The organism is Streptococcus rupicaprae (assembly GCF_040545225.1).
Taxonomy (GTDB): domain Bacteria; phylum Bacillota; class Bacilli; order Lactobacillales; family Streptococcaceae; genus Streptococcus; species Streptococcus rupicaprae.
Genome location: NZ_JBEPLO010000025.1, coordinates 1 through 19,760, shown reverse-complemented (window position 1 = coordinate 19,760; position 19,760 = coordinate 1). Strand labels below are relative to the sequence as shown.

The window sequence follows — 19,760 nt, the reverse complement described above, 5'->3', positions numbered from 1 at the left end:
TTCTTCTCCTAATCTAATTTATACTCTGAACGTTTATTGATCCAGAATTGAAGTGCCGTTACAGCAAAAACAATAACTGCCAATACCAAAGCCATGCTACTCGCATAACCCATTTGGAAATTTTTGAAGGCTTTTTGCCAAATGTACCAAACAATGGTAGCTGAGCCATATTTTGGACCACCAGTTGGTGTCATAATGTTAATTTCAGTAAAGATTTGTGAGCCACCGATAATGTTAGTTACAATCAGGAAGAATGTCACTGGTCTAACCATTGGCCATGTAATATTGGTAAACTTTTGGAAGGAGGAGGCACCGTCAAGTTCTGCCGCTTCGTAAAAGGTTTTAGGAACGCTTTGAATAGCCGCTAAATAAAGCAGCATAGAATATCCAAGCCCTTTCCAAATCGTCATGATAATGATAGCTGGTTTAACAGTTATAGGATTTTGTAACCAGTTAGGCCCATCAATCCCAAAAATTTCCAGAACTTGGTTCACCAAACCAAAGTCACCATTATAAGCCCACTGCCACAAAATGGAAATCGCCGCCAATGATGAAATCACTGGAATATAATAAATGGTTCTGAAAATTGTTGTTCCCTTAATCCCACGACTCAAAGCTGAAGCTAGAGCAAAGGACAATAATAACCCAATAGGAATGCCAATCATAAGAAAGATAGTGTTTCCCATTGTTTGGTAAAAGTAAGGGTCATTAAATAATTTTTGGAAATTGCTAAGGCTTACAAAGTTCATTCTTCCAAGACCATTCCAATCTGTTAAGGACGCATAAATCGAGTAGAGAAATGGTAAGAGTGAAAATGCTAAGAAACCTACTATAGGCAATATGACAAACAGGAAAGCCGCCCTATGCTCATTTGCATGAAGTTTACTTTTGGACTTTTTAACAGTTTGGGTCTGAGACATATTAATTCTCCTTTTAAAATGGGACCGAGAATACTGTTGATTCTCGGCCCCATCTATTCATTATAGAGTGACAAGAAACAAGAAAAATACTCTTCGATGTACCTTGTTTTAATACAAATCACATAAGTTTTAGGAATCATACTTCAGCAGTTTCAGAATTAACTACTGGGCCATTTCTTTTTGCTGATTAGCTGCATCCAGTTTTTCCTGCATCTTAGGTTGTACCTCTTTGACATAATCCTTAGCAGTAACATCACCATCTAAAACAGATTGAATGTTGATAAAGAACTCATCGTACCATTCAGCTGTATATGTCCAAGCAGCAGGCATTGGATGTCCGTAATCTTGAACTACATCAAGAAATTCTTTTCGATTATTCGGTATAGCTGTCGTATCTGAAGCCCATTCTTCTGCCATATCAATTAGGTTTGGAATTTGAATTTGTGCATCAACTAACTGTTGTTGACCATCTTTTGAAGCACTCAAATATTCAACTAATTTTGCAGCTTTCTCAGGATTTTTAGTCTTACTAGATGCCCCGATACCGAGTGATCCAATAAATGTTGCTGGCTTACCAGTTTTTCCAGCCGGCCATGGAATCAGGTCATATTCAAATCCTAACTTAGCATATGTACTCATATCCCAAGGGCCAACTGGGAAGAAGGCAATCTCGCCATTCATCCAGCGCTGATAAGTATCGAGTGTCTGTGCATCAGCAATTGACGGAGTTACTTTATGAACGTTTTGAAGATCCGCAAAGTATTGGAGTGCTTCTGCAAATTCCGGAGTATCAACTGTTACAGTATCCTTATCTTCGTTGACCCAATCACCACCGTTACTCCATACAAAAGCTTGCAGACTCCAGTTAACATTGAATCCAGTTGCCCACTGATCAACTTTACCATCACCATCAGTATCTTTCGTTAGTTTTTTTGAAACATCAACAAATTCATCCCATGTGTAAGGAGTATCTGTATCAGGTAATTCAAGACCAGCTTCTTTAAACATATCTTTATTGTAGCCAAGGGCAAACGGACCTAAATCCTTTGGAAGACCATATATTGGCCCTTGACCAACTTTCTTGCCATCATAGCGATAAGTGTTTACACCGTATTCCCAGATATTATCAAGGTCAAAACCTGAATCTTCAACATAGCCAGTGATATCAAGAAGAACTCCATTATCAACATAAGCCATCAAGTTATGTTGCTCTACATAGAATACATCTGGTATATTTCCTCCTGAGATAGCCGCCTGAAGTTTGGTGGCATACTGATCTGCATCTGTAGCAATAATTTTTACTTTAATACCTTCGGATTCTTCAAACTTACTAATCGCAGCTTGGTAGGCTTTTTTCTCATCTTCTCCACCACGAAACATAAAAGTTAGCGTTTCAGAATCACCGTCTTTAGAGGATGATCCTCCACTGCTACAACCCGCTAAGATTAATGAACTTAATCCAGCAAGAGCAATTGCGCTTTTTAACCATTTTTTCATCTATATTTCTCCTTTTATAGTAACCTAAAAGATAATCTACCGCTTGTTTTTAATTAATTTTTTAATTAATCTTTTTACCCGAAACCTCCTTTTTTGAACATTTTTTGCAAGCGCTTTATTTTTTATAATCCAATTCTAATCCTTTTATAACACTTTGTCAAGCTTTTTAACAAAAAATATGTAGGTTTTATTTTAAATTAATTTATTTATTAATTTTAAAGAAATCGGTTAGTATTTGATTTACAGAAATTAGCGTTTTTGTTATTATTAATGTGGAGGTATGTTATGGAATTAGAGATTACGAAAGATGCATTACCAGTCTATGAAGCTTTAGCAAGCAATGTCCGGATAGAAATTCTTCAGTTACTAGCAAAGAAAAAAATGAACATCAGGGAACTTGCTGACACCTTAAAACTTAGCAGCGCTATCACAACGAAGCATATTCAAAAGTTAGAAAAAGCCCAACTCATCAAAACAGAACGAATTGGACATCAAAAAATATGTAGCTTACGTGTTGAACGAGTTGTAATCAACTTTCCTAAGCAACTGTTCAGCACTTATTCAATCAAGGAAACCTCTATTCCTATCGGGCATTACACGGATTATTCAGTTGAACCAACTTGTGGCTTAGCCAGTGCCCAGCAATTTATCGGTCCAGTTGATCAACCTAAATATTTTATTGTCCCTGAACGAATGGATGCTCAAATAGTGTGGTTCACTAAAGGATTTCTAGAGTATAAATCCCCCAATCTACTAGATGATGATGAAAAATTGACGATGATGGAGATTTCTTTTGAAATTTCATCAGAATTTCCTTTTGCCAATGACAACTGGCCATCAGACATCACTTTTTCACTCAACGATATTGAGCTAGGTACCTGGACTAGTCCGGGTGATTTCGCCGATATCAGAGGAAAATATACTCCTGATTGGTATCCTGACAATCTAAATCAATATGGGCTACTAAAAACTATTCGTATTATGAGCCATGGGACTTACATAGATGGCGACTGTATTTCTCAATTCGCGATTTCTGATGTTGACAGCTCGGTCGACACCTGGAAATTCAAAGTTGAAGTGAAAGCTTCAGCTAAAAATGTGGGTGGTTGTACTTTATTTGGTAAAGCTTTTGGCAACTATGACCAGGATATTAAGATAAAACTCTTTTACAACTAAGACAAAAACTAGCGATGATAAGTCACAAGATCTTTAGTGATCAGCCATCGCTAGTTTTTTCTATTACCAAAGGCTAATAGGACAAGACTTACCCTCTAGAGCTGTTCTAAACTTATAAAAACAACCACATTTGCCACAAGTAGAGCCCTGTCTAGCTGAACAGTGTTCACAAATCGACTGTCGCCTCAACCATTCTTCCCTATTGACTTTTTCGCTTTCCATCGCTAATTGGAAAGCAATCATTTCTTCAATTTCTTCATCTGCTATTTGCTGTTTGACATCACATCCGAAACATAAATTATCCATCAAAAGCCTCCCTTAAATCATAAGTTTAATCTCATGTTTTTAAACATCAAGAAATCAAATAATTTCAATAAGATAATCTAAATACCCTATTTTCAAACCTACCAGACTAACAACTTGTATGCTTCTAAACATTCCGAACATCAGACAAATAGTCATTCTTACACTCCATTCAGAATAGCGATTAAGCCCATACCTAGAAGTAAACAGTTAATAAGAGATAAGCTCAATCACTAATTTTAAAAAACAAGATGCTAGTTGATTCTGATAAAATTTCTTAATAACTCTTCGTCGTTACAAAACTTAATTATACAACGCTTACATAGCTATTTTACCAGCATTTCAACAAACTGTAAAGAACCCAATACAAGCAATTGAAGCTACACTCAAACCCCATCATGAAATTTTGGGTTATATTGTCCATAAGATTTAAGATCAATAATTTTCAATTCATATTTAATCTAGTTCTACCGCCCCGTCCTTGTTAGCTGTAATCATCATTTCCCTCCTCTTTTTAACAGAAAAAGATAGCCCGAAAGCTATCCCATATCTTTGACCTTCATCATGCGAACGACGTTTGCACGTTCAGCTTCTTCCAGCTTCATTTCGATATAATGAATGGTTTCTTTTAGTTGCGGAATGGTCGCATATTCTAAACCATTCACCCGACGGCGTGTTTTTTCAATTTCATCCGCCATGAGCTGGCAAGATTTTTCAATCTCGGCCAAGCGCAACAATTGATAAAGCGAGTCTTCAATTTGCTCAATCGCAGCATCCATCTGGGAATTCGAGGCCAGGTAGCTATAAACTACATCGCCTTCATCATCTCCGTAGGGATTGTTAACGGTCATGTGCATGCGCGGGACATTGACACTCATGATGTTCTCCGTCCCGATATGAAGATCGACAGTTTTGGTCGGTACCGCAAAAATCTGCTCGACCATTTTATCATTTTCTAAAGACTTAGCCAACACGAAGTCCTGCATGCTCTCTACCATCCCTGCTTCGACCTCTTTTCGGAGACGGTTATTCTCTCGAATGAGGTCAATAAAGCGACGCATCAGTTCATCGCGCTTATCCTTGAGCAATTTATGTCCTCGGATGGCCGTTTTCAAGCGGTCTTTCAGACGGCTCAACTCCATCCGAGTTGGTTTAACATTTAAGCGTGCCATCAGTTGTCCTCCATTTGAAGAGAGGCAATGTGAGCAACAGCATTAGCCGCTACCACCAGCCTCTTCTCCTGTTTCTTAAGCCTTATCTTCGTCCACCACTGCCGTAGGCAGGTACTGGTCAATCATCTCATCCTTAATCCGTTTCAACTCTGTTCGAGGAAGGATGGATAAGAGTTCCCAGCCCAAATCAAGGGTTTCCTGAATGGTCCTATTGGTCTGGAAGCCTTGGTTGATGTACTCTTTTTCAAAACGATCAGTGAATTTGACATAGAGCTTATCTGTTTCAGACAGGGCAGATTCTCCGAGGACGACAGCCAATTCCTTGGCCTGTTTACCTTGGGCATAGGCTGCAAAGAGCTGGTTCATGGTCGCTGCATGGTCTCCACGCGTTTTGCCCTCACCAGAGCCCTTATCCTTGAGACGGGACAGGGAGGGCAGGACATTGATCGGCGGACGATAACCGCTGTTGTAGAGGTCACGCGACAAGATAATCTGCCCTTCCGTGATATAACCGGTCAAGTCCGGAATCGGGTGGGTAATGTCATCTTCAGGCATGGACAGGATAGGAATCTGAGTGACCGAACCCTTTTTACCAACTAAACGACCAGCTCTTTCATAGAGGGTAGACAAGTTGGTGTAAAGATAACCTGGGTAACCCCGACGGCCGGGAACCTCACGGCGAGCGGCAGACACCTCACGCAGGGCCTCACAGTAGTTGGTCATGTCCGTCATGATAACAAGGACATGCATGTCCTTTTCATAAGCCAGGTACTCTGCTGTTGTCAGCGCGATACGCGGGGTCGCAATCCGTTCAATGGCAGGGTCATTAGCCAAGTTGACAAAGAGTACCGAGCGGTCAATAGCCCCTGTCTCCCGCAAATCGTTCATGAAGAATTCCGCTTCTTCAAAGGTAATTCCCATGGCTGCAAAGACTACCGCAAAATTTTCCTGGGAATTCAAAACCGTTGCCTGACGAGCAATCTGGGCAGCCAATTCCTTATGTGGCAAACCAGAACCTGAGAACACAGGCAATTTCTGACCACGCACTAGGGTGTTCAAGTGGTCAATGGCCGAAATCCCCGTCTGGATAAATTCATCCGGATAATCACGCGCCACAGGGTTAATCGCTTGGCCATCAATGTCCAAGAATTTCTCCGGAATCAAATCAGGACCACCATCAATCGGTTTACCCATCCCGTTGAAAATCCGCCCGACCATGTCTTCAGATACAGCCAACTCCAAAGGACGGCCTGTGAAGCGAACCTTGGCCTGCTCTAAGTTGATCCCACTGGATCCCTCAAAGAGTTGGACCATGGCCTTGTCTTCTTGCACTTCAAGAACCTGGCCTTGGCGGACTTCGCCATTGTGCAATTTGATCTGAACAAGCTCGTTATAGCGAACGCCTTCCACTTGGTCGACAATCATCAAGGGGCCAACTACTTCGCTGACTGTTCGATATTCCTTAATCACCTTCATGTGTTAGCCCTCCTTTCGCTACAATATCATGCAGGGTTGTCTTGATAGTTTCTTGTAACCCTTCAATTTCAGTGATTCGTTCTTCTGGGATAAATTTGCTGCGCGCAATGCGGTCACGAAGAGTGACCGTCCCTTCCATGATTTCAGTGAAATAGGCCCCCAAATCCAGCGATCTGTTAGCCTCTTCGTCAAAGAAGAGAATATTGGTCAACATCGCTACCTGCTTGCGGAAAGAAGTATAGGTATCCACATCATCAAAGGCGTTTTGCTGAAGGTAATCTTCACGGATCATCCGAGCGGCATTCATGGTCAAACGATCCCGCTCAGACAGCGAGTCAATCCCGACCAGACGAACAATCTCTTCCAGCTCACTCTCTTTTTGGAGAATGTTCATGGCCTTGGTCACTTTTTCAGCCCACTGCATGTTTTCCCTCTGGTTGATGTACTGGCCAATTTCATCCACATAGAGGGAGTAAGAACTGAGCCAGTTAATCGCAGGGAAATGACGCCGTTGAGCCAGCGGTGCGTCCAGCCCCCAGAAAACCTTAACGATACGGAGAGTATTCTGAGTAACTGGCTCAGAAATATCCCCACCAGGAGGCGATACAGCTCCGATAGCCGTAATAGTTCCCTCACGGCCCTCGCTACCTAGACTGATCACACGACCCGCCCGCTCATAATACTCAGCGATACGGCTGCCCAGATAGGCTGGATAGCCTTCATCCCCTGGCATTTCTTCCAAACGACCAGACATTTCACGAAGGGCCTCTGCCCAACGGGAGGTCGAGTCGGCCATGATGGCCACATTATAACCCATATCACGGAAATACTCCGCAATGGTGATCCCCGTGTAGATGGACGCCTCACGCGCCGCTACGGGCATGTTTGAAGTGTTGGCGATCAGGACTGTCCGAGCCATGATGGACTGGCCTGTCGCTGGGTCAATCAATTCTGGAAATTCGTTCAAAACGTCCGTCATTTCATTCCCACGTTCGCCACAGCCGACATAGATTACGATATCCACATCCGCAAACTTAGCCACCTGGTGCTGAACAACGGTCTTACCTGCCCCAAATGGTCCAGGAACTGCCGCGGCACCGCCTTTAGTGACCGGAAAGAAGGTATCGATAACCCGCTGACCAGTGACCATAGGCTCTACCGGAATCAGTTTTTGAGCAAAGGGACGGCCACGACGAACGGGCCATTTTTGCATCAAGGTCCCTTGATAGAGGCAACCATCTTCTTGCTCAATTTCATAGACCACCTGGTCGACGGTAAATTCCCCTTCATGTATGGCCTTAATCCGACCCGATACCTGATAAGGGACCATAATCCGATGGTCGACAACTTCTGTCTCTTGGACGTTACCGACAATGTCACCAGCCACGACCTCATCGCCTACAGCCTTGCTAGGCTTAAAGAGCCATTTGGCGTCACGGTTAAGGTTGGCAATGTCTACCCCCCTGATGAGAAAGTCTGATTCGGTGACTGCCTTAAAATGTTCCAAGGGACGCTGGATCCCATCAAACATCTGTGAAATCAATCCAGGCCCAAGCTCTACAGATAGCGGACTACCTGTAGTGACTACTGGTTCACCTGGACGAAGACCAGACGTTTCTTCATACACCTGAATCGATGCCTGGTCACGGCGCATTTCGATAATTTCACCGATCAAGCCCAAGTCACCGACACGGCAAATGTCTTGAATATTGGCTTCTTGCATCCCAGAAGCAATGACCAAGGGACCTGATACTTTAATAATTTTTCCCTGATTCAAGTCTGCTCCTCCTTGTATTCTTATTCTTTTCCTTCGAGATAGCAAAGCAACTATCTCTCTTAACATTTTTTCGGACTGGCTTAGAGAATATTTTGGCCGACCGCCTTCTCTACATTATCCTGCACCCGTTGCAATCCTAAGCCGAGACTCCCCTTGTGGGTAGGCAAAAGAATCACTGCAGGCGTCAACTGACTATCATAATAACGGATGGTTTCTGGAATCTCTGCGGCAATATCCTCTGTCAGGTAAATTATCCCAAACCCAGATCTGGCTAAATGGCGTAACGTATTGATCGCCTCTTGGCTATCAACCACAGGAAAGGTCTCAAACCCGATCATCCGAAATGGCAAGATGGCATCACGGTTGCCAACGATACCGATTTTATAGGTTTTATTGGCCATAGATTGGTCGCATCCTTTCCTTTAGCATTTGAGGCTCCAGCCCATTGCTGCGCCCCGTTAAAATCAAGCGCAGGTTTTTTACTTCCAGCTCTTTTCCATAGAGGTAACGCGCTAAAGGCAGTGGCCCTTCTGTCTCAAAACGCCCTTGATCCAAGATTTGAAAGCGCAAGAGATCTTCCAAGTATTCTAATTGAAGGGCTGAAACAGTGCCTAGCTTGAGGTTCTCCTCGTAAGGCTTGACCGCAAGATCTTCCCCATGAGGATAGGTTTGGTTAAACCAAGACAGAAGGCTCTGATCAGCAAACAGCCTCAAGTAGTCTCGTGCCTTAAACAGAGCCTCTTCTGATAAAAGCTGGCGCATGAAACTGCGAGGCTTGTCCTGATTGAGGCCACGTTTCACAGTCGTCACATTGTAAAAATCAACGGTTAAGGCCACAAATTGTTTCAGCTGCTCTTGCTCCAGTGCCTCTGATAAGATGTTCAAATGTTTAAAATAAGCCATATCCATACCGATATCCAAGACACGAATGTCCTGATAGTCTTGGTACTCTGCCCATGTTCCAGCGACCTCTTCCTGCATGATGCTTGGACAGACGTCACTGGTCAGGGTATCAACCAAATGGGCCAAGACATCTGACGAATAAGCTCCGATTGGAATAAGCAACTGCTTCAAATCCGAACCCGTTGCTCGTTCCTTGAGCAAGACTTTTAAATTGTGGTAAGTATAAGGCAGGGAAAAAAGTTGGACGACTTCTTGTACTGGCGACTCCTCAAAGGCTTGACGGTAGACCCTTGTCAGATGCTTCATGAGCACTTCCTCAATCCGATTGGGATCGGACAAGTCCTCTGCCTCCAACATATAGTCCGTTCCCTGTAAGACGAGGGCCATCGCTTCCTGATCAGGAGCTGACAGAAGGCCTTCAAACTGCGCTTTGGTCAGCATGTTAGATTCACGCGCACTGATCAGCGTGTTCACCTGCGAAAATAGGCTTGCATCCATCTGAGGCACCTCCTATTTCTTAAAAATTTCTGACGCTAAACGAAAACTTTCTTCTTCCCAAATATCTGCAATCAAATGGCCATATAGGAAATTATCGTCCACCTGACCCTTGGAAATCAGAAAGCCAGCTTCATTCGCAATGGTTTCTTCCACGAAGGTGACTTGAGGATAGGCTCCTCTCAATGCCTGCCAGGTTTCCTCTGAAAAAGTTCTTGCGGTCAGGTCTCCAAAGGCTACCTCAACACTCTCTGTGTAGCTAGCCATCACAGCTTTCAAAAAGTCAAGATGCTGGCCTTCAGACCAAGCAGCCATGGTGGCTTTAGCTTCTTCAAACAATTCTTTCAAAACCTCTTGCTTGGTCACCAAGCTCGACTGGCGTGCCTTGTTTTCTAACTGCTGGCTTTCGCGTTGCTTATAACGCTGAACAGCTTCCAGCTTCTGGCGGCGCAGGCTTTCTTTTTCAAAGACTAAATGTTCCCGTTTTTGGTCAAATTCTGCCTGAATCTTTTCTTTGGCAGCTGCCAGATTGAGACGGCCTTTTTCGTGAGACTGCTCTAAGACAGATGCTTTTAATTCAGTCATATCAGACATGTCAGGCCCTCCTTTTCTATTATGATTGTGCGCTTAGCCCACACGGAGGGTCAAGATGAAGGAAACAACGAAGGCCAAGATGGCATAAGTTTCTACCATGGCAGCCAAGATAGCACCTTTCATGAAATCCTCAGGACGCTTGGCCAAAATTTGCATGCCCGCAACAGCCACATTTCCTTGGTATTTTGCGGAGAAGTAACCCACAATGGCAATTGGCAGAGCTACAAAGAAGTAAGCCACTCCTGTAGCCAAAGGCATTTCTGGTGTTAATTGCAACCAGATCAAAATCCCGATAACGAAACCGTAAAGTCCCTGAGTACCAGGCAAAAGTTGCAAGATCAGTGCCTGTGCAAATTTCTCAGGTTGTTCTTTTAAAAGTGCTGCAGCCGCTTGACCAGCCTTGCCGACCCCGTAGGCTGAGCCCATACCGCTAAGACCAACTGCTAGAGCAATGCCAAGACTGGCAAAGAAGGCTCCACCGTACTGTGAAAAGTATGACGCTAAGTTTTCCATTTATTTGTCCTCCAAATGAACTTTTTTGATAGTAAAATATTTTTCAGCAGGTTTCAAAGGAGTAAAGGCACGGCCGCCTCCCTCGTAAAACTTGCCAAAGAATTCAACAAACATGAGACGAGCCCCATGAACATATGCTGATAACAAGGATAAGAAAATATTGATTGCATGAAGCAGGATGAAGAGTAAGAGCCCAATTGTCCAACGCGATAAGCCGGGTAACAAACCGACAATCAAGTTGAATGCTAACCCGATACTAGCTCCTGATAAGCCCAAGGCCATTAAACGTGTAAAGCTGACCAAATCTCCGACATAGCCTGAGATATTATAAAGATTAAAGAGACCTGAACCCAGACCACCTAATCCTTTGGCTTGAATGACTGAGACGACTAAAATACCAACAGCATTCAGAATCGCTAGCCATTGACCGATAGGAGCTAAGAAGGCAAGCCCTGAAATCAAGTTTCCTAAGGCTAGACCCAGAATCCCAATCAGGATCAAACACCAGGCAAAGCCTGAGTTATAAGCTTCAGCGTAATCCTTGACCCGCATCTTTTGGCGACCACCTAGGTAAAGCCCTGTCAAAACCGTTACAAAACCAAAGGCAACTGACAAGATAAGGATGGTCATAACATCATCAGTCGTACTGATCAGCTTAACCGGTAAGTCGTAGGCAAAGAAGGACCCGTAAATCAATCCCCAAATGCTAACAGCGATTCCTAGGATATTGAAGAATTTCAAGAAGCGTTTCATACCAGGATCAAGGTTAAACAGCTTCAAGACTAGCCCTGTCAAGACAAACATGAGAAGACCATAGCCCAAGTCAGCCACCATCATTCCAAAGAAGGTAAAGTAAAATGGCGCTAAGTATGGAGTCGGATCCTTCTCAGTGTATTTAGGCAGGGCGTACATTTCTGTTATCATCTCAAAAGGCTCGATCAGAGCATGGTTAACTAGCTTGACTGGTACGTCCTCTAAATCACCTACTTCGATAACCGCTTCTTGCATCCAGACAGTGCCACCGTACTGAGCCAAGAGACTAGCTCTCAAATCAGCCACTGCAGCTTCTTCGATCCATCCCTCAATAGCAACTAGGTACTGACTCTTGGCCAGGTGTTTCTTGGCCATCTCCCGAGCATAGCGGTTGGTTGTCGCCTCTAGCTCGCTTTCTAAAGCCTCGAGGCTGGTCTGAGCTTCTCTCAACTGTTTTTCAATAGCCAATTGGCGTTCCCTAGCCACTGAGATTTCCCCTTGCCAGATTTCCAAACGCTCCGCCGGCAATTCATCATAGGGGTAGTCTAAGGGTTTAAACCCCAACTGTTCCAAATTTAGGGGCTCAGCTCCTGGATGGAGAAAAAGAATAACCCCGTATTCAGTATCTGTCCGATAAATCTCTTGAAAATCCAGTCCTTCTTGCGCCACCAGTGCCTTGAAATAAGCATTATCAGCGGTATTTGGAATCGTTCCGATGACTGCTTCGATGTGCTTAAATGCCTTTAAGGCTTTAGGCGTTGTTTCAAGCTTGTGCCATTTGGACAGGTCATCTTGCCGCTTTTCTAAATCCGCAAGACGCTCAAGGAGCTGCCCATGCTCTTTAAACAAGCCCTTGACCTGATCAAGCAAATCTTGCTCCAAGCTCTCGCGGTGAGCATGTTCTACCTGTTCAAAGGTCAATTGCCGCCGTGGCTTTCGTAACTTTTCAAAGAAACCTTCTGGCGGTAGGAATGTCCTCAGACGATCGATGGTTCCTTCGATTGTCTGCTGACGCTTGAGGAGATGATTGAGGACCTCCTCACCAGCCAGAATGAGGTCATCTCCCTCTTGGAACTGTATTTCTGGTAGTTCAACCGCCTTGTTCAAAAAGGCTTCCTGCCAGGCCTGGTCCTGATTTAAATCCCTTATTTCGAGATGTCGCAAACCTTGCAGGGAAAGCAAAAGGTCATCCACTTGTTCCTTAGGAGCAATCAAGGACACTTTTTTCATTGGACTAATGGCCATAACGTGCTACCACCTTTTCTACAATGGCCTGTACCAAGTCATCTCTCCTATCCGTCAAGGCTTCACGCACAGCAGCTTCGTTGGCTGAAATAGTTGCCTGAATTTCCTGACGCAGATGAGCCAAATCAGCCTCAGCATTTTCTTCTTGCTTAGCAACTTCTTCTGCTGTTTCTTGGTCATAAGTCTGAGCGATAGCTGCTAAGTCTTTTTCGGCCTGTTCTTTTAATTCAGCAATTTCCAACTCATAGCTATCTAAAACAGCTTGTGCTTCCGCCTCAATGGCCTGCATCATGGCCAAGGTTGTATTTGCCATATCCTTCCTCCCTTTCTATTTACTTTTAATGGAATCCATCAAAAAACTATCTGATATCTATTTTACCATATTTTTTTCACTTTGTGGGCTCATAAAAATATGCAACCTCGATTTCCATACATTTTTGAGTTATTTTTTTGATTTAGACATAGGTTATTAAATATGAAGAAAAAGAGACTGATTTTGAGCAAAAAAATTTTTTTCAAATCTTTTTAGCAAGATCTGTAAAAGCATCTCTCTTTTACAGTTCCCATCTAAAGCAATTTAAGAAAATGGTTTCAAAGGAGGTGACAAAAAAGCTAGAACAAACAAACTGTCCTAACTTTTTGAGTTGCCTACTCCTCGAACCCTGCGACTTGTAAAATCTTATCCCAAGCCGCTTGCAAGCCATCCTTGGAAACAGATGAGAAGATGATGAAATGGTCCTGTGCTTCAAATCCAAGTTTCTTTTTGATGATAGACTCCTGCTTGTTCCACTTACCTCGAGGAATTTTGTCAGCCTTGGTCGCGACGACGATGACTGGAATATCATAGTACTTCAAAAATTCATACATCTGAATATCATCTGCTGTCGGTTCATGGCGCATATCAACTAGGCTGACCACCGCACGCAGGTTTTCCCGATTGGTCAAATATTCTTCAATCATCTTGCCCCACTTGACACGTTCAGCCTTGGAAACCTTAGCGTAGCCATAACCAGGCACGTCAACAAATCGCAACTGATCATCGATATTGTAGAAGTTCAGCTGCTGGGTCTTGCCGGGTTTACTGGAGGTACGGGCTAGATTTTTGCGATTCAACAGGGTATTGATAAAACTTGATTTGCCTACATTAGATCGACCAGCCAAGGCAATCTCTGGCAGATCATCTTGGGGGTATTGGGCTTTTGAAACAGCAGAGAGCATAATCTCCGCCTTATGGATATTTATAGGCATATGACTTCCTTTCGCTAACACATCATTCTTTAGAAACACCGCTCTGAGTAAGGCTTTTAAGCCACCATATACCACAAGAGGTCAGGACACAAATCCCAACCTCCTTGGTCTTAGGCTGTTTCTAAAATTGGTTTTTCGAGCCCTTCTACTGCTGCCTTGGTGATTCGGACCACCTTGACCTCTTCTTGGCTAGGTACCTCGAACATGACATCTAACATGGTCTCTTCGATGATGGAGCGGAGCCCACGAGCCCCTGTTTTTCTGGCTAAAGCCTTCTCAGCAATGGCTTGAAGAGCCTCGTCTTCAAAGACCAATTCCACATCATCATAGGACAATAACATCTGGTACTGCTTGACCAGCGCATTTTTAGGTTCCTTGAGGATATGGACCAAATCATCAACCGTCAATTGCTCCAGGGCTGCAAAGACTGGCAAACGCCCGATTAACTCCGGAATGATGCCAAATTTCTGGATATCATCCGCTTCAATGGCCTGCATGTAGGAAGCGCCGTCTTCAATGGCCTTGTTATTGTGGCCAAAACCAATGATTTTCTCACCCAGGCGTTGCTTGACAATCTCTTCGATTCCATCAAAAGCACCACCAACGATAAACAAGATATTCTGCGTATTGACATGGATCATCTCTTGGTTAGGGTGCTTACGGCCACCCTGTGGCGGAACGCTAGCCACCGTGCCCTCAATGATCTTGAGCAGGGCTTGTTGGACCCCTTCCCCTGAGACGTCCCGCGTGATGGAAACATTCTCCCCTTTTTTGGCAATTTTGTCAATTTCATCGACATAGATAATGCCTCGCTCGGCGCGCTCGATGTTAAAGTCAGCAGCCTGCAAGAGTTTGAGAAGGATATTTTCCACATCCTCCCCCACATAACCGGCTTCGGTCAGAGCTGTCGCATCCGCAATGGCAAAGGGAACATTTAAGCTCCGTGCCAGGGTCTGAGCCAAATAGGTCTTCCCGGAACCCGTCGGACCAATCATGAGAATGTTAGATTTTTGCAAGTCTACTTCCTGACTTTCGTCCTTGCTGTGCTGGAAATTGATCCGTTTGTAATGGTTGTAAACCGCAACGGCCAAGGTCCGCTTAGCTCGCTCTTGTCCGATGACATAGTGATTCAAGATATTGAGCAATTCCTGCGGTTTTGGCACATCTGAGAGCTCTGTCAGGACCTCTTCTGCTATCTCTTCGCGAATGATTTCTTGAGCCAATTCGACACATTCGTTGCAGATAAAGACATTGTTGCCTGCGATGATTTTTTGCACTTCTTCCTGGTTCTTACCGCAAAACGAGCAGTAAACCATTATTTCATTTTTCTTAGTCGGCATAATCCCCTATTAACTTTCTTTTCTTTTTTTAAATCATATTAAAATAGCGTGTTGTAAAAGGCATGAATACTGTTCACCAAATTGGTAAAGGCATTTAGCAAAAACAGAATGCCTAAGCCTGTCTTTTTCTTGCGAAAGGCCTGCATGGCACACAGGACACAGATACCGCACAAAAAAGCAGTAAATATTCCAAAAATACTCCGTTGCATGTCTATCCTTTTCTCGTCATCACCCTAACCCAGAAATCATAAGCATTCTGCTCATCTTTTGGGAAAAAAGTCACACTGGTCTCCTCAAAATCTGTCCAATCAAGAGTCGGAAAATAGGTATCTCCTGTAAACTCTCCATCAATCTCTGTCGTGATCCTGCGGTCCAAATGCGGTGCAAAGAGAGCATAAATTTCTGCACCACCTGTAATATAAAGAGACTTGTCCTGTTTCTGAAACCAGGTGAGAACGTCTTCTAGGCTGTGGAAAATCAGCACATCCGGATGCTCCACCTGATAGGATGGGTCTCTGGTCAAAATGAGAGTGGTTCGCCCAGGTAGGACGCGGTGCTTCATGCCATCAAAAGTCTTGCGTCCCATGAGAATGGCTTGTCCCATTGTCGTTTCCTTGAAATGCTTCAGATCCTTAGGCAAATACCAGGGCAAGGCTTGGTCTTTCCCAATCAGGCCGTTCTGATCCTGAGCCCAGATAGCAATAATCTCTTTCATCCCTACTCCCAGAAAACACTTTTAGTCTCATTATTTTACCAGATTTTAGCAAAATTTGCTGGAAAAAACTTTGACAGTTTTTTAAAAAAGCAAGCTCCAGTCAAAGCCTGCCACCCATGACTGCCTTGTCTTTCATCAGACAGCCCTCTTTTCCTTGGCTGACAACAAACAAAACTGAGCTAGTTCCCTAACCCAGCCTTGGCCGATAAAATCAAAGATGACCTTGTCAACCCGCTTCGGTGAACGCCAGTTCTATCATCAGCTTCATTTCCTCGGTTGAGTGATTTTCTTTGAGTATTCGTTAAAAATCGGATCACTTGGTCCAAAACAGATCAAGCCAGTCCAAATCGCAGACAGACGAGACTCATTCTTCCCAATCCCAATCGCCATACTGCTCTGGAGATTCTCCCACACACCGAACCATCATTGTCTCTTTCTCCTCAGATAATGTCTCGCGCAAAACCTTACATTGGAAGCGCCAATCATCACCAAAGTCAAAGACAAACTTGAAGGATTGCCCCAATGATAGCACAGTCAAGTCCGTATCTTCCGTGTGGCGTTCCTCATCTTCCAAATCAACATATGATGCATAATAAGCGTCGCCTTCACTCCAAGCGATATTGTCCATGAAGAAAGCGTGCGCATGGTCATTTACGAAGTCAAACGCCCAGAGGATATCATCGGCTAACTCAGCCAGCGTCCTCTCCTTTGGCACTTCTAAATGCCGATAGCAGCCCGTGCCATATTTTACTGAAATTACCCAAGCATTTTTTGCTGTCATGGCTAGTTCCCTTTCTTTTAAATGGCCAAATCAAACTTGAGCTGAGGCTTGACAGGATCATAGTCTACCAGCTCAAAGTCTTCTGGCTTGATGGCAAAAAAGTCTGTACCGTCAGGCACATTCAGCACCAAGCGTGGCTGGCAATCGGTCGGCTCTCGACGAAGAATTTCTTCGGCCTGCTCAAACTGGTTATCGTAAATGTGGAGATTATTGATAAAGTAGAAAAACTTCCCAACCTTCCAGCCAAAATGCTTGGCGATCATCATCTGAAGCGCCACATATTGCATGGCATTGATGTGGTGGGCCACCAGCATATCGTTGGAGCGCTGGGTCAAGGTCGCATCCAGGTAAATGTCCTCACCCACACGCCGCACATCAAACATGGTCTGAAAGGCACAGGGTAAGAGCCCCTCTGTCTCTTCAAAGGCCTCATAATCCCAAAGAGAGATGACATTGCGGCGGTTCCAAGGATTGTCTTCTAATTGCTTCAAGATCTTATCCATGATTTGGTGCTTCTTGACCACTGCTCCGTAGCGCTGGCCAATGGTCCCCGTCTCTCCAACTTCCCAGTCGTTCCAATAAGAGACGCCATACTTGTCTTGTAGGACCGATAAATCATTGGTCTGGTCCTGATAAATCCAGAAAATTTCCTTGATGGCAGACTTGATGGCGATGGGGCGCAGGGTCGTGATAGGGAATTCTCCCTTGCTCAAATCATACTCCGCAAAAGAACCCGTGATGTACTTGGAATTGGCAGTCAGCCCATTCTTGTACTTGGGACGGGCTTGCTCAGACCAGACCCCATTGTCTAAAATCTCTTGAATGTTTTTCTTAAAAATAATATCTGCTTTGCTCATAGTGCTATTGTACCAAAAACTTCCGATTTTTCGTTCAAAAAACTTTTTTACTTCCAAAGGAAAAAAGAGCATCAGCCCTTGCTGATTACTCTCCCTATCCTACACCCAACCCAAGAGTCGCCACCAGCCAAAATAGACCACTAAGACTAAAATAGGCGTCAAAACGGTCATGGCTAGGCCAAACCTAAACAGGGTGCGTTCACTGTAATAACTTTTCCCAATCCCAATCATCATGGTCGCATGATGGAAAGGCAAGAGAAAATGACTATTCACCAAGACGTAGACCATCAATAAGACAATTACTCCCTGATAACCTGCAGTTGCCATCAAGGGAAACAAAAGGGGCAAGACAACCGACATGGTCGCCACTGCAGAGCCGATCGACAAATGCATCCCCATCACCAAAAGAATAATGACCAAAAGATACAGTGATGACTGAGGGTCTGGTAAAAGGCCTTGTAGTTTTTCAAAAACAATTCCTGTCACCCCACTCTGCCCCAAAACCTTGCCGATAGAAAAAATAGTCAGCAAGAAGAGGAGAAAGTGTGGATTGATTTGCTTAATATCTGAAGGCTTTAGGATTCCTCGCCAGAAGAAAATAAGAACCACCACAGCGGTCACTAACCAAGCTGGTAAGCCGTGCCAACCTTCTGTCTGCCAAACTAGCAGAAGCCCGACCGTGCTGATAGCTGTCCATAATAGCTGAGACCGATCACCTGTCTTTGGGGTGATTTGATCTGAAACGAGTCTGGCTAAATTGACCCCTTTTAAGCTCTTTTTAAAGAGGCATTCTTGGAGAATCAAAACCGCTATAATGGTAATCACTGTCGGCAGACTCATGAGGGAAAACCAGGTCCCAAAGTCCAATTGACTGCTGATTTCTGGACCTGCTAGTCCCAGAGCGGCTTGATTGAGGACTATTTCACCATTTGGAAAGAACATATAGGTCAAGGTTACCCCTAAAAAAGCATTAAATAATAGAATAGCCTTTCCTGACTCTTCTTCTGCCGTCCGAGTTTGTAGGAGATTGTCTAGAAGCGTACCCACAACGATCACACGCGCAAATCCCTGAGGAATCACAAAGACCAAAAGCAGGCCTAACAGATAAGGAAAAAGCATAAAGAAAAGTCGATTACGCGTAAACGGTAACATGACCTTGCCAATCAAAGCATGGGCTAGCCCTGAATGCATCAGTCCCACGCTAAATAGGGTTGTCGTGATAATTAAGAGATTGGTCGGTGACCAAGCAAAGGCAAAAATCTCCTGGGCTGGCGTCTGCCCAAAGCACAAGAAAGCTGCTAGAAGGATAACACAAGCCAATGTCTTGTGGAGAGCATCCGTCGCCCAAAACGCCAAAACCGCCAACAAACTGCTCACTAGGGCATTTTGTTTCCAGTCAAAAGCTAGAGGATTCCAAAGCATTAGCAAAGTAACAAAGCCTACAATCGTCAATAAATGGGGATACTTAAACTTCTTCATAAGACTCCTTGATAAAATCGTAATATCTCATTATAGCGATAAGTCAGCGTCAGGTCAAATTAACTAGCCCCAATACATGACAAACGCATGAACCTCTGTTTGGTGTTTTATCCTTCTTCCTCCTTTTTTTGACTAGATGAGTTTTCTCAAATACTGATCAAAAGCCAAACTAAGGTGAAATTTCTTACGTCTGAGGCTCATCTTTTTGCCCACATCCAGTTGTTTTAAGACGGCTAGGCAGAACTTATCCATGACATTTCTGTTAAAAGCGAGTTGTTTGTTTAAGGTTTTGCTGGCATCTTCTCTAAAAACGACATCTAATTGCCAATGAAGACTTTCAATAGCCCAATGCCCACGAACACAAGCAGCCAATTCTCGACCACTCACTGGAGTGCTCAAGATAAAATAACGTGTGTCAACCGTTTCCTTACTGCCCTTCTGGCAACGACAAGTCACCCGTCCCAAACTCTGAATGTGAGCCCAATCCGAGTGTTCCCTTCTCAACCAAGCAGTATC

The 19,760-nt window shown here is 44.0% G+C and carries 20 protein-coding genes; 1 reads left to right on the top strand and 19 read right to left on the bottom strand.

The window, feature by feature from the left end:
- Nucleotides 1-8: 8 nt before the first annotated feature.
- Nucleotides 9-920 carry a carbohydrate ABC transporter permease gene (locus ABID29_RS09845; protein ID WP_354365978.1) on the bottom strand — a complete coding sequence of 304 codons (912 nt, stop codon included), beginning with the start codon at nt 918-920 and terminating at the stop codon, nt 9-11.
- 162 nt (nt 921-1,082) lie between these two features.
- Entirely contained in the window at nt 1,083-2,417 is a 1,335-nt protein-coding gene (locus ABID29_RS09840; protein WP_354365977.1) for an ABC transporter substrate-binding protein, read from the bottom strand.
- A 285-nt stretch (nt 2,418-2,702) separates the two neighbouring features.
- On the opposite strand from ABID29_RS09840, the gene ABID29_RS09835 reads away from it, so the two are divergent.
- On the top strand, nt 2,703-3,593 hold the full coding sequence (locus ABID29_RS09835) for an ArsR/SmtB family transcription factor (RefSeq protein ID WP_354365976.1): 891 nt from the start codon (nt 2,703-2,705) through the stop codon (nt 3,591-3,593).
- Nucleotides 3,594-3,656: 63 nt separating this feature from the next.
- Here ABID29_RS09835 and ABID29_RS09830 read toward each other — a convergent pair whose 3' ends face one another.
- The 17 genes from ABID29_RS09830 to ABID29_RS09750 form a co-directional block, all read right to left on the bottom strand.
- Nucleotides 3,657-3,899, bottom strand: a complete 243-nt coding sequence (locus ABID29_RS09830; protein ID WP_354365975.1) for a DUF6171 family protein — start codon at nt 3,897-3,899, stop codon at nt 3,657-3,659.
- 536 nt (nt 3,900-4,435) lie between these two features.
- A complete protein-coding gene (locus ABID29_RS09825) occupies nt 4,436-5,068 on the bottom strand; it encodes a V-type ATP synthase subunit D (RefSeq protein ID WP_354365974.1) in 633 nt (210 codons plus the stop codon).
- A 75-nt stretch (nt 5,069-5,143) separates the two neighbouring features.
- The gene (locus tag ABID29_RS09820; protein WP_354365973.1) at nt 5,144-6,544 is read right to left on the bottom strand and encodes a V-type ATP synthase subunit B; all 1,401 of its coding nucleotides are present in this window, start codon (nt 6,542-6,544) and stop codon (nt 5,144-5,146) included.
- Entirely contained in the window at nt 6,531-8,321 is a 1,791-nt protein-coding gene (locus ABID29_RS09815; RefSeq protein ID WP_354365972.1) for a V-type ATP synthase subunit A, read from the bottom strand. Before ABID29_RS09815 ends, ABID29_RS09820 begins: the two co-directional genes overlap by 14 nt.
- An 80-nt stretch (nt 8,322-8,401) precedes the next feature.
- Nucleotides 8,402-8,722: a V-type ATP synthase subunit F gene (locus ABID29_RS09810; protein WP_168548066.1), complete on the bottom strand. Its 321-nt coding sequence runs from the start codon at nt 8,720-8,722 to the stop codon at nt 8,402-8,404.
- Nucleotides 8,712-9,722, bottom strand: coding sequence for a V-type ATPase subunit (locus tag ABID29_RS09805; protein WP_354365971.1), 1,011 nt, complete (start codon nt 9,720-9,722; stop codon nt 8,712-8,714). The genes ABID29_RS09810 and ABID29_RS09805 overlap by 11 nt, the downstream gene beginning before the upstream one ends.
- 12 nt (nt 9,723-9,734) lie before the next feature.
- Nucleotides 9,735-10,313 carry a hypothetical protein gene (locus ABID29_RS09800; protein ID WP_354365970.1) on the bottom strand — a complete coding sequence of 193 codons (579 nt, stop codon included), beginning with the start codon at nt 10,311-10,313 and terminating at the stop codon, nt 9,735-9,737.
- 33 nt (nt 10,314-10,346) lie between these two features.
- Nucleotides 10,347-10,826: a V-type ATP synthase subunit K gene (locus ABID29_RS09795; protein ID WP_354365969.1), complete on the bottom strand. Its 480-nt coding sequence runs from the start codon at nt 10,824-10,826 to the stop codon at nt 10,347-10,349.
- Nucleotides 10,827-12,824, bottom strand: a complete 1,998-nt coding sequence (locus ABID29_RS09790; RefSeq protein ID WP_354365968.1) for a V-type ATP synthase subunit I — start codon at nt 12,822-12,824, stop codon at nt 10,827-10,829. It lies immediately after the preceding gene.
- Nucleotides 12,814-13,137 carry a hypothetical protein gene (locus ABID29_RS09785; RefSeq protein WP_354365967.1) on the bottom strand — a complete coding sequence of 108 codons (324 nt, stop codon included), beginning with the start codon at nt 13,135-13,137 and terminating at the stop codon, nt 12,814-12,816. The genes ABID29_RS09790 and ABID29_RS09785 overlap by 11 nt, the downstream gene beginning before the upstream one ends.
- Before the next feature lie 335 nt (nt 13,138-13,472).
- Nucleotides 13,473-14,072, bottom strand: coding sequence for a ribosome biogenesis GTP-binding protein YihA/YsxC (yihA, locus tag ABID29_RS09780; protein ID WP_354365966.1), 600 nt, complete (start codon nt 14,070-14,072; stop codon nt 13,473-13,475).
- Between the two features lie 110 nt (nt 14,073-14,182).
- Nucleotides 14,183-15,412: an ATP-dependent Clp protease ATP-binding subunit ClpX gene (clpX, locus tag ABID29_RS09775; protein ID WP_354365965.1), complete on the bottom strand. Its 1,230-nt coding sequence runs from the start codon at nt 15,410-15,412 to the stop codon at nt 14,183-14,185.
- A gap of 211 nt (nt 15,413-15,623) precedes the next feature.
- A complete protein-coding gene (locus ABID29_RS09770) occupies nt 15,624-16,127 on the bottom strand; it encodes a dihydrofolate reductase (RefSeq protein WP_354365964.1) in 504 nt (167 codons plus the stop codon).
- 364 nt (nt 16,128-16,491) lie between these two features.
- Nucleotides 16,492-16,908, bottom strand: a complete 417-nt coding sequence (locus ABID29_RS09765; RefSeq protein ID WP_435533164.1) for an IS1096 element passenger TnpR family protein — start codon at nt 16,906-16,908, stop codon at nt 16,492-16,494.
- Nucleotides 16,909-16,925: 17 nt separating this feature from the next.
- A complete protein-coding gene (locus ABID29_RS09760) occupies nt 16,926-17,765 on the bottom strand; it encodes a thymidylate synthase (RefSeq protein WP_354365963.1) in 840 nt (279 codons plus the stop codon).
- A 99-nt stretch (nt 17,766-17,864) separates the two neighbouring features.
- On the bottom strand, nt 17,865-19,244 hold the full coding sequence (locus ABID29_RS09755) for an SLC13 family permease (protein WP_354365962.1): 1,380 nt from the start codon (nt 19,242-19,244) through the stop codon (nt 17,865-17,867).
- A gap of 132 nt (nt 19,245-19,376) precedes the next feature.
- Nucleotides 19,377-19,760, bottom strand: a 384-nt coding sequence (locus ABID29_RS09750) for an ISAs1 family transposase (protein WP_354365961.1), incomplete at its 5' end; no start/stop codon positions are given.

Excerpts from the sequence above, each read along its gene's own strand:
- ABID29_RS09785 (WP_354365967.1), bottom strand. The coding sequence starts at position 13,137 with ATGGCAAATACAACCTTGGCCATGATGCAGGCCATTGAGGCGGAAGCA.
- ABID29_RS09820 (WP_354365973.1), bottom strand. The coding sequence starts at position 6,544 with ATGAAGGTGATTAAGGAATATCGAACAGTCAGCGAAGTAGTTGGCCCC.
- ABID29_RS09760 (WP_354365963.1), bottom strand. The coding sequence starts at position 17,765 with ATGAGCAAAGCAGATATTATTTTTAAGAAAAACATTCAAGAGATTTTA.
- ABID29_RS09795 (WP_354365969.1), bottom strand. The coding sequence starts at position 10,826 with ATGGAAAACTTAGCGTCATACTTTTCACAGTACGGTGGAGCCTTCTTT.
- ABID29_RS09765 (WP_435533164.1), bottom strand. The coding sequence starts at position 16,908 with ATGACAGCAAAAAATGCTTGGGTAATTTCAGTAAAATATGGCACGGGC.
- ABID29_RS09810 (WP_168548066.1), bottom strand. The coding sequence starts at position 8,722 with ATGGCCAATAAAACCTATAAAATCGGTATCGTTGGCAACCGTGATGCC.
- yihA (WP_354365966.1), bottom strand. The coding sequence starts at position 14,072 with ATGCCTATAAATATCCATAAGGCGGAGATTATGCTCTCTGCTGTTTCA.
- ABID29_RS09825 (WP_354365974.1), bottom strand. The coding sequence starts at position 5,068 with ATGGCACGCTTAAATGTTAAACCAACTCGGATGGAGTTGAGCCGTCTG.
- ABID29_RS09770 (WP_354365964.1), bottom strand. The coding sequence starts at position 16,127 with ATGAAAGAGATTATTGCTATCTGGGCTCAGGATCAGAACGGCCTGATT.
- ABID29_RS09800 (WP_354365970.1), bottom strand. The coding sequence starts at position 10,313 with ATGTCTGATATGACTGAATTAAAAGCATCTGTCTTAGAGCAGTCTCAC.
- ABID29_RS09845 (WP_354365978.1), bottom strand. The coding sequence starts at position 920 with ATGTCTCAGACCCAAACTGTTAAAAAGTCCAAAAGTAAACTTCATGCA.
- ABID29_RS09755 (WP_354365962.1), bottom strand. The coding sequence starts at position 19,244 with ATGAAGAAGTTTAAGTATCCCCATTTATTGACGATTGTAGGCTTTGTT.
- ABID29_RS09790 (WP_354365968.1), bottom strand. The coding sequence starts at position 12,824 with ATGGCCATTAGTCCAATGAAAAAAGTGTCCTTGATTGCTCCTAAGGAA.
- ABID29_RS09835 (WP_354365976.1), top strand. The coding sequence starts at position 2,703 with ATGGAATTAGAGATTACGAAAGATGCATTACCAGTCTATGAAGCTTTA.
- ABID29_RS09805 (WP_354365971.1), bottom strand. The coding sequence starts at position 9,722 with ATGGATGCAAGCCTATTTTCGCAGGTGAACACGCTGATCAGTGCGCGT.
- clpX (WP_354365965.1), bottom strand. The coding sequence starts at position 15,412 with ATGCCGACTAAGAAAAATGAAATAATGGTTTACTGCTCGTTTTGCGGT.
- ABID29_RS09830 (WP_354365975.1), bottom strand. The coding sequence starts at position 3,899 with ATGGATAATTTATGTTTCGGATGTGATGTCAAACAGCAAATAGCAGAT.
- ABID29_RS09840 (WP_354365977.1), bottom strand. The coding sequence starts at position 2,417 with ATGAAAAAATGGTTAAAAAGCGCAATTGCTCTTGCTGGATTAAGTTCA.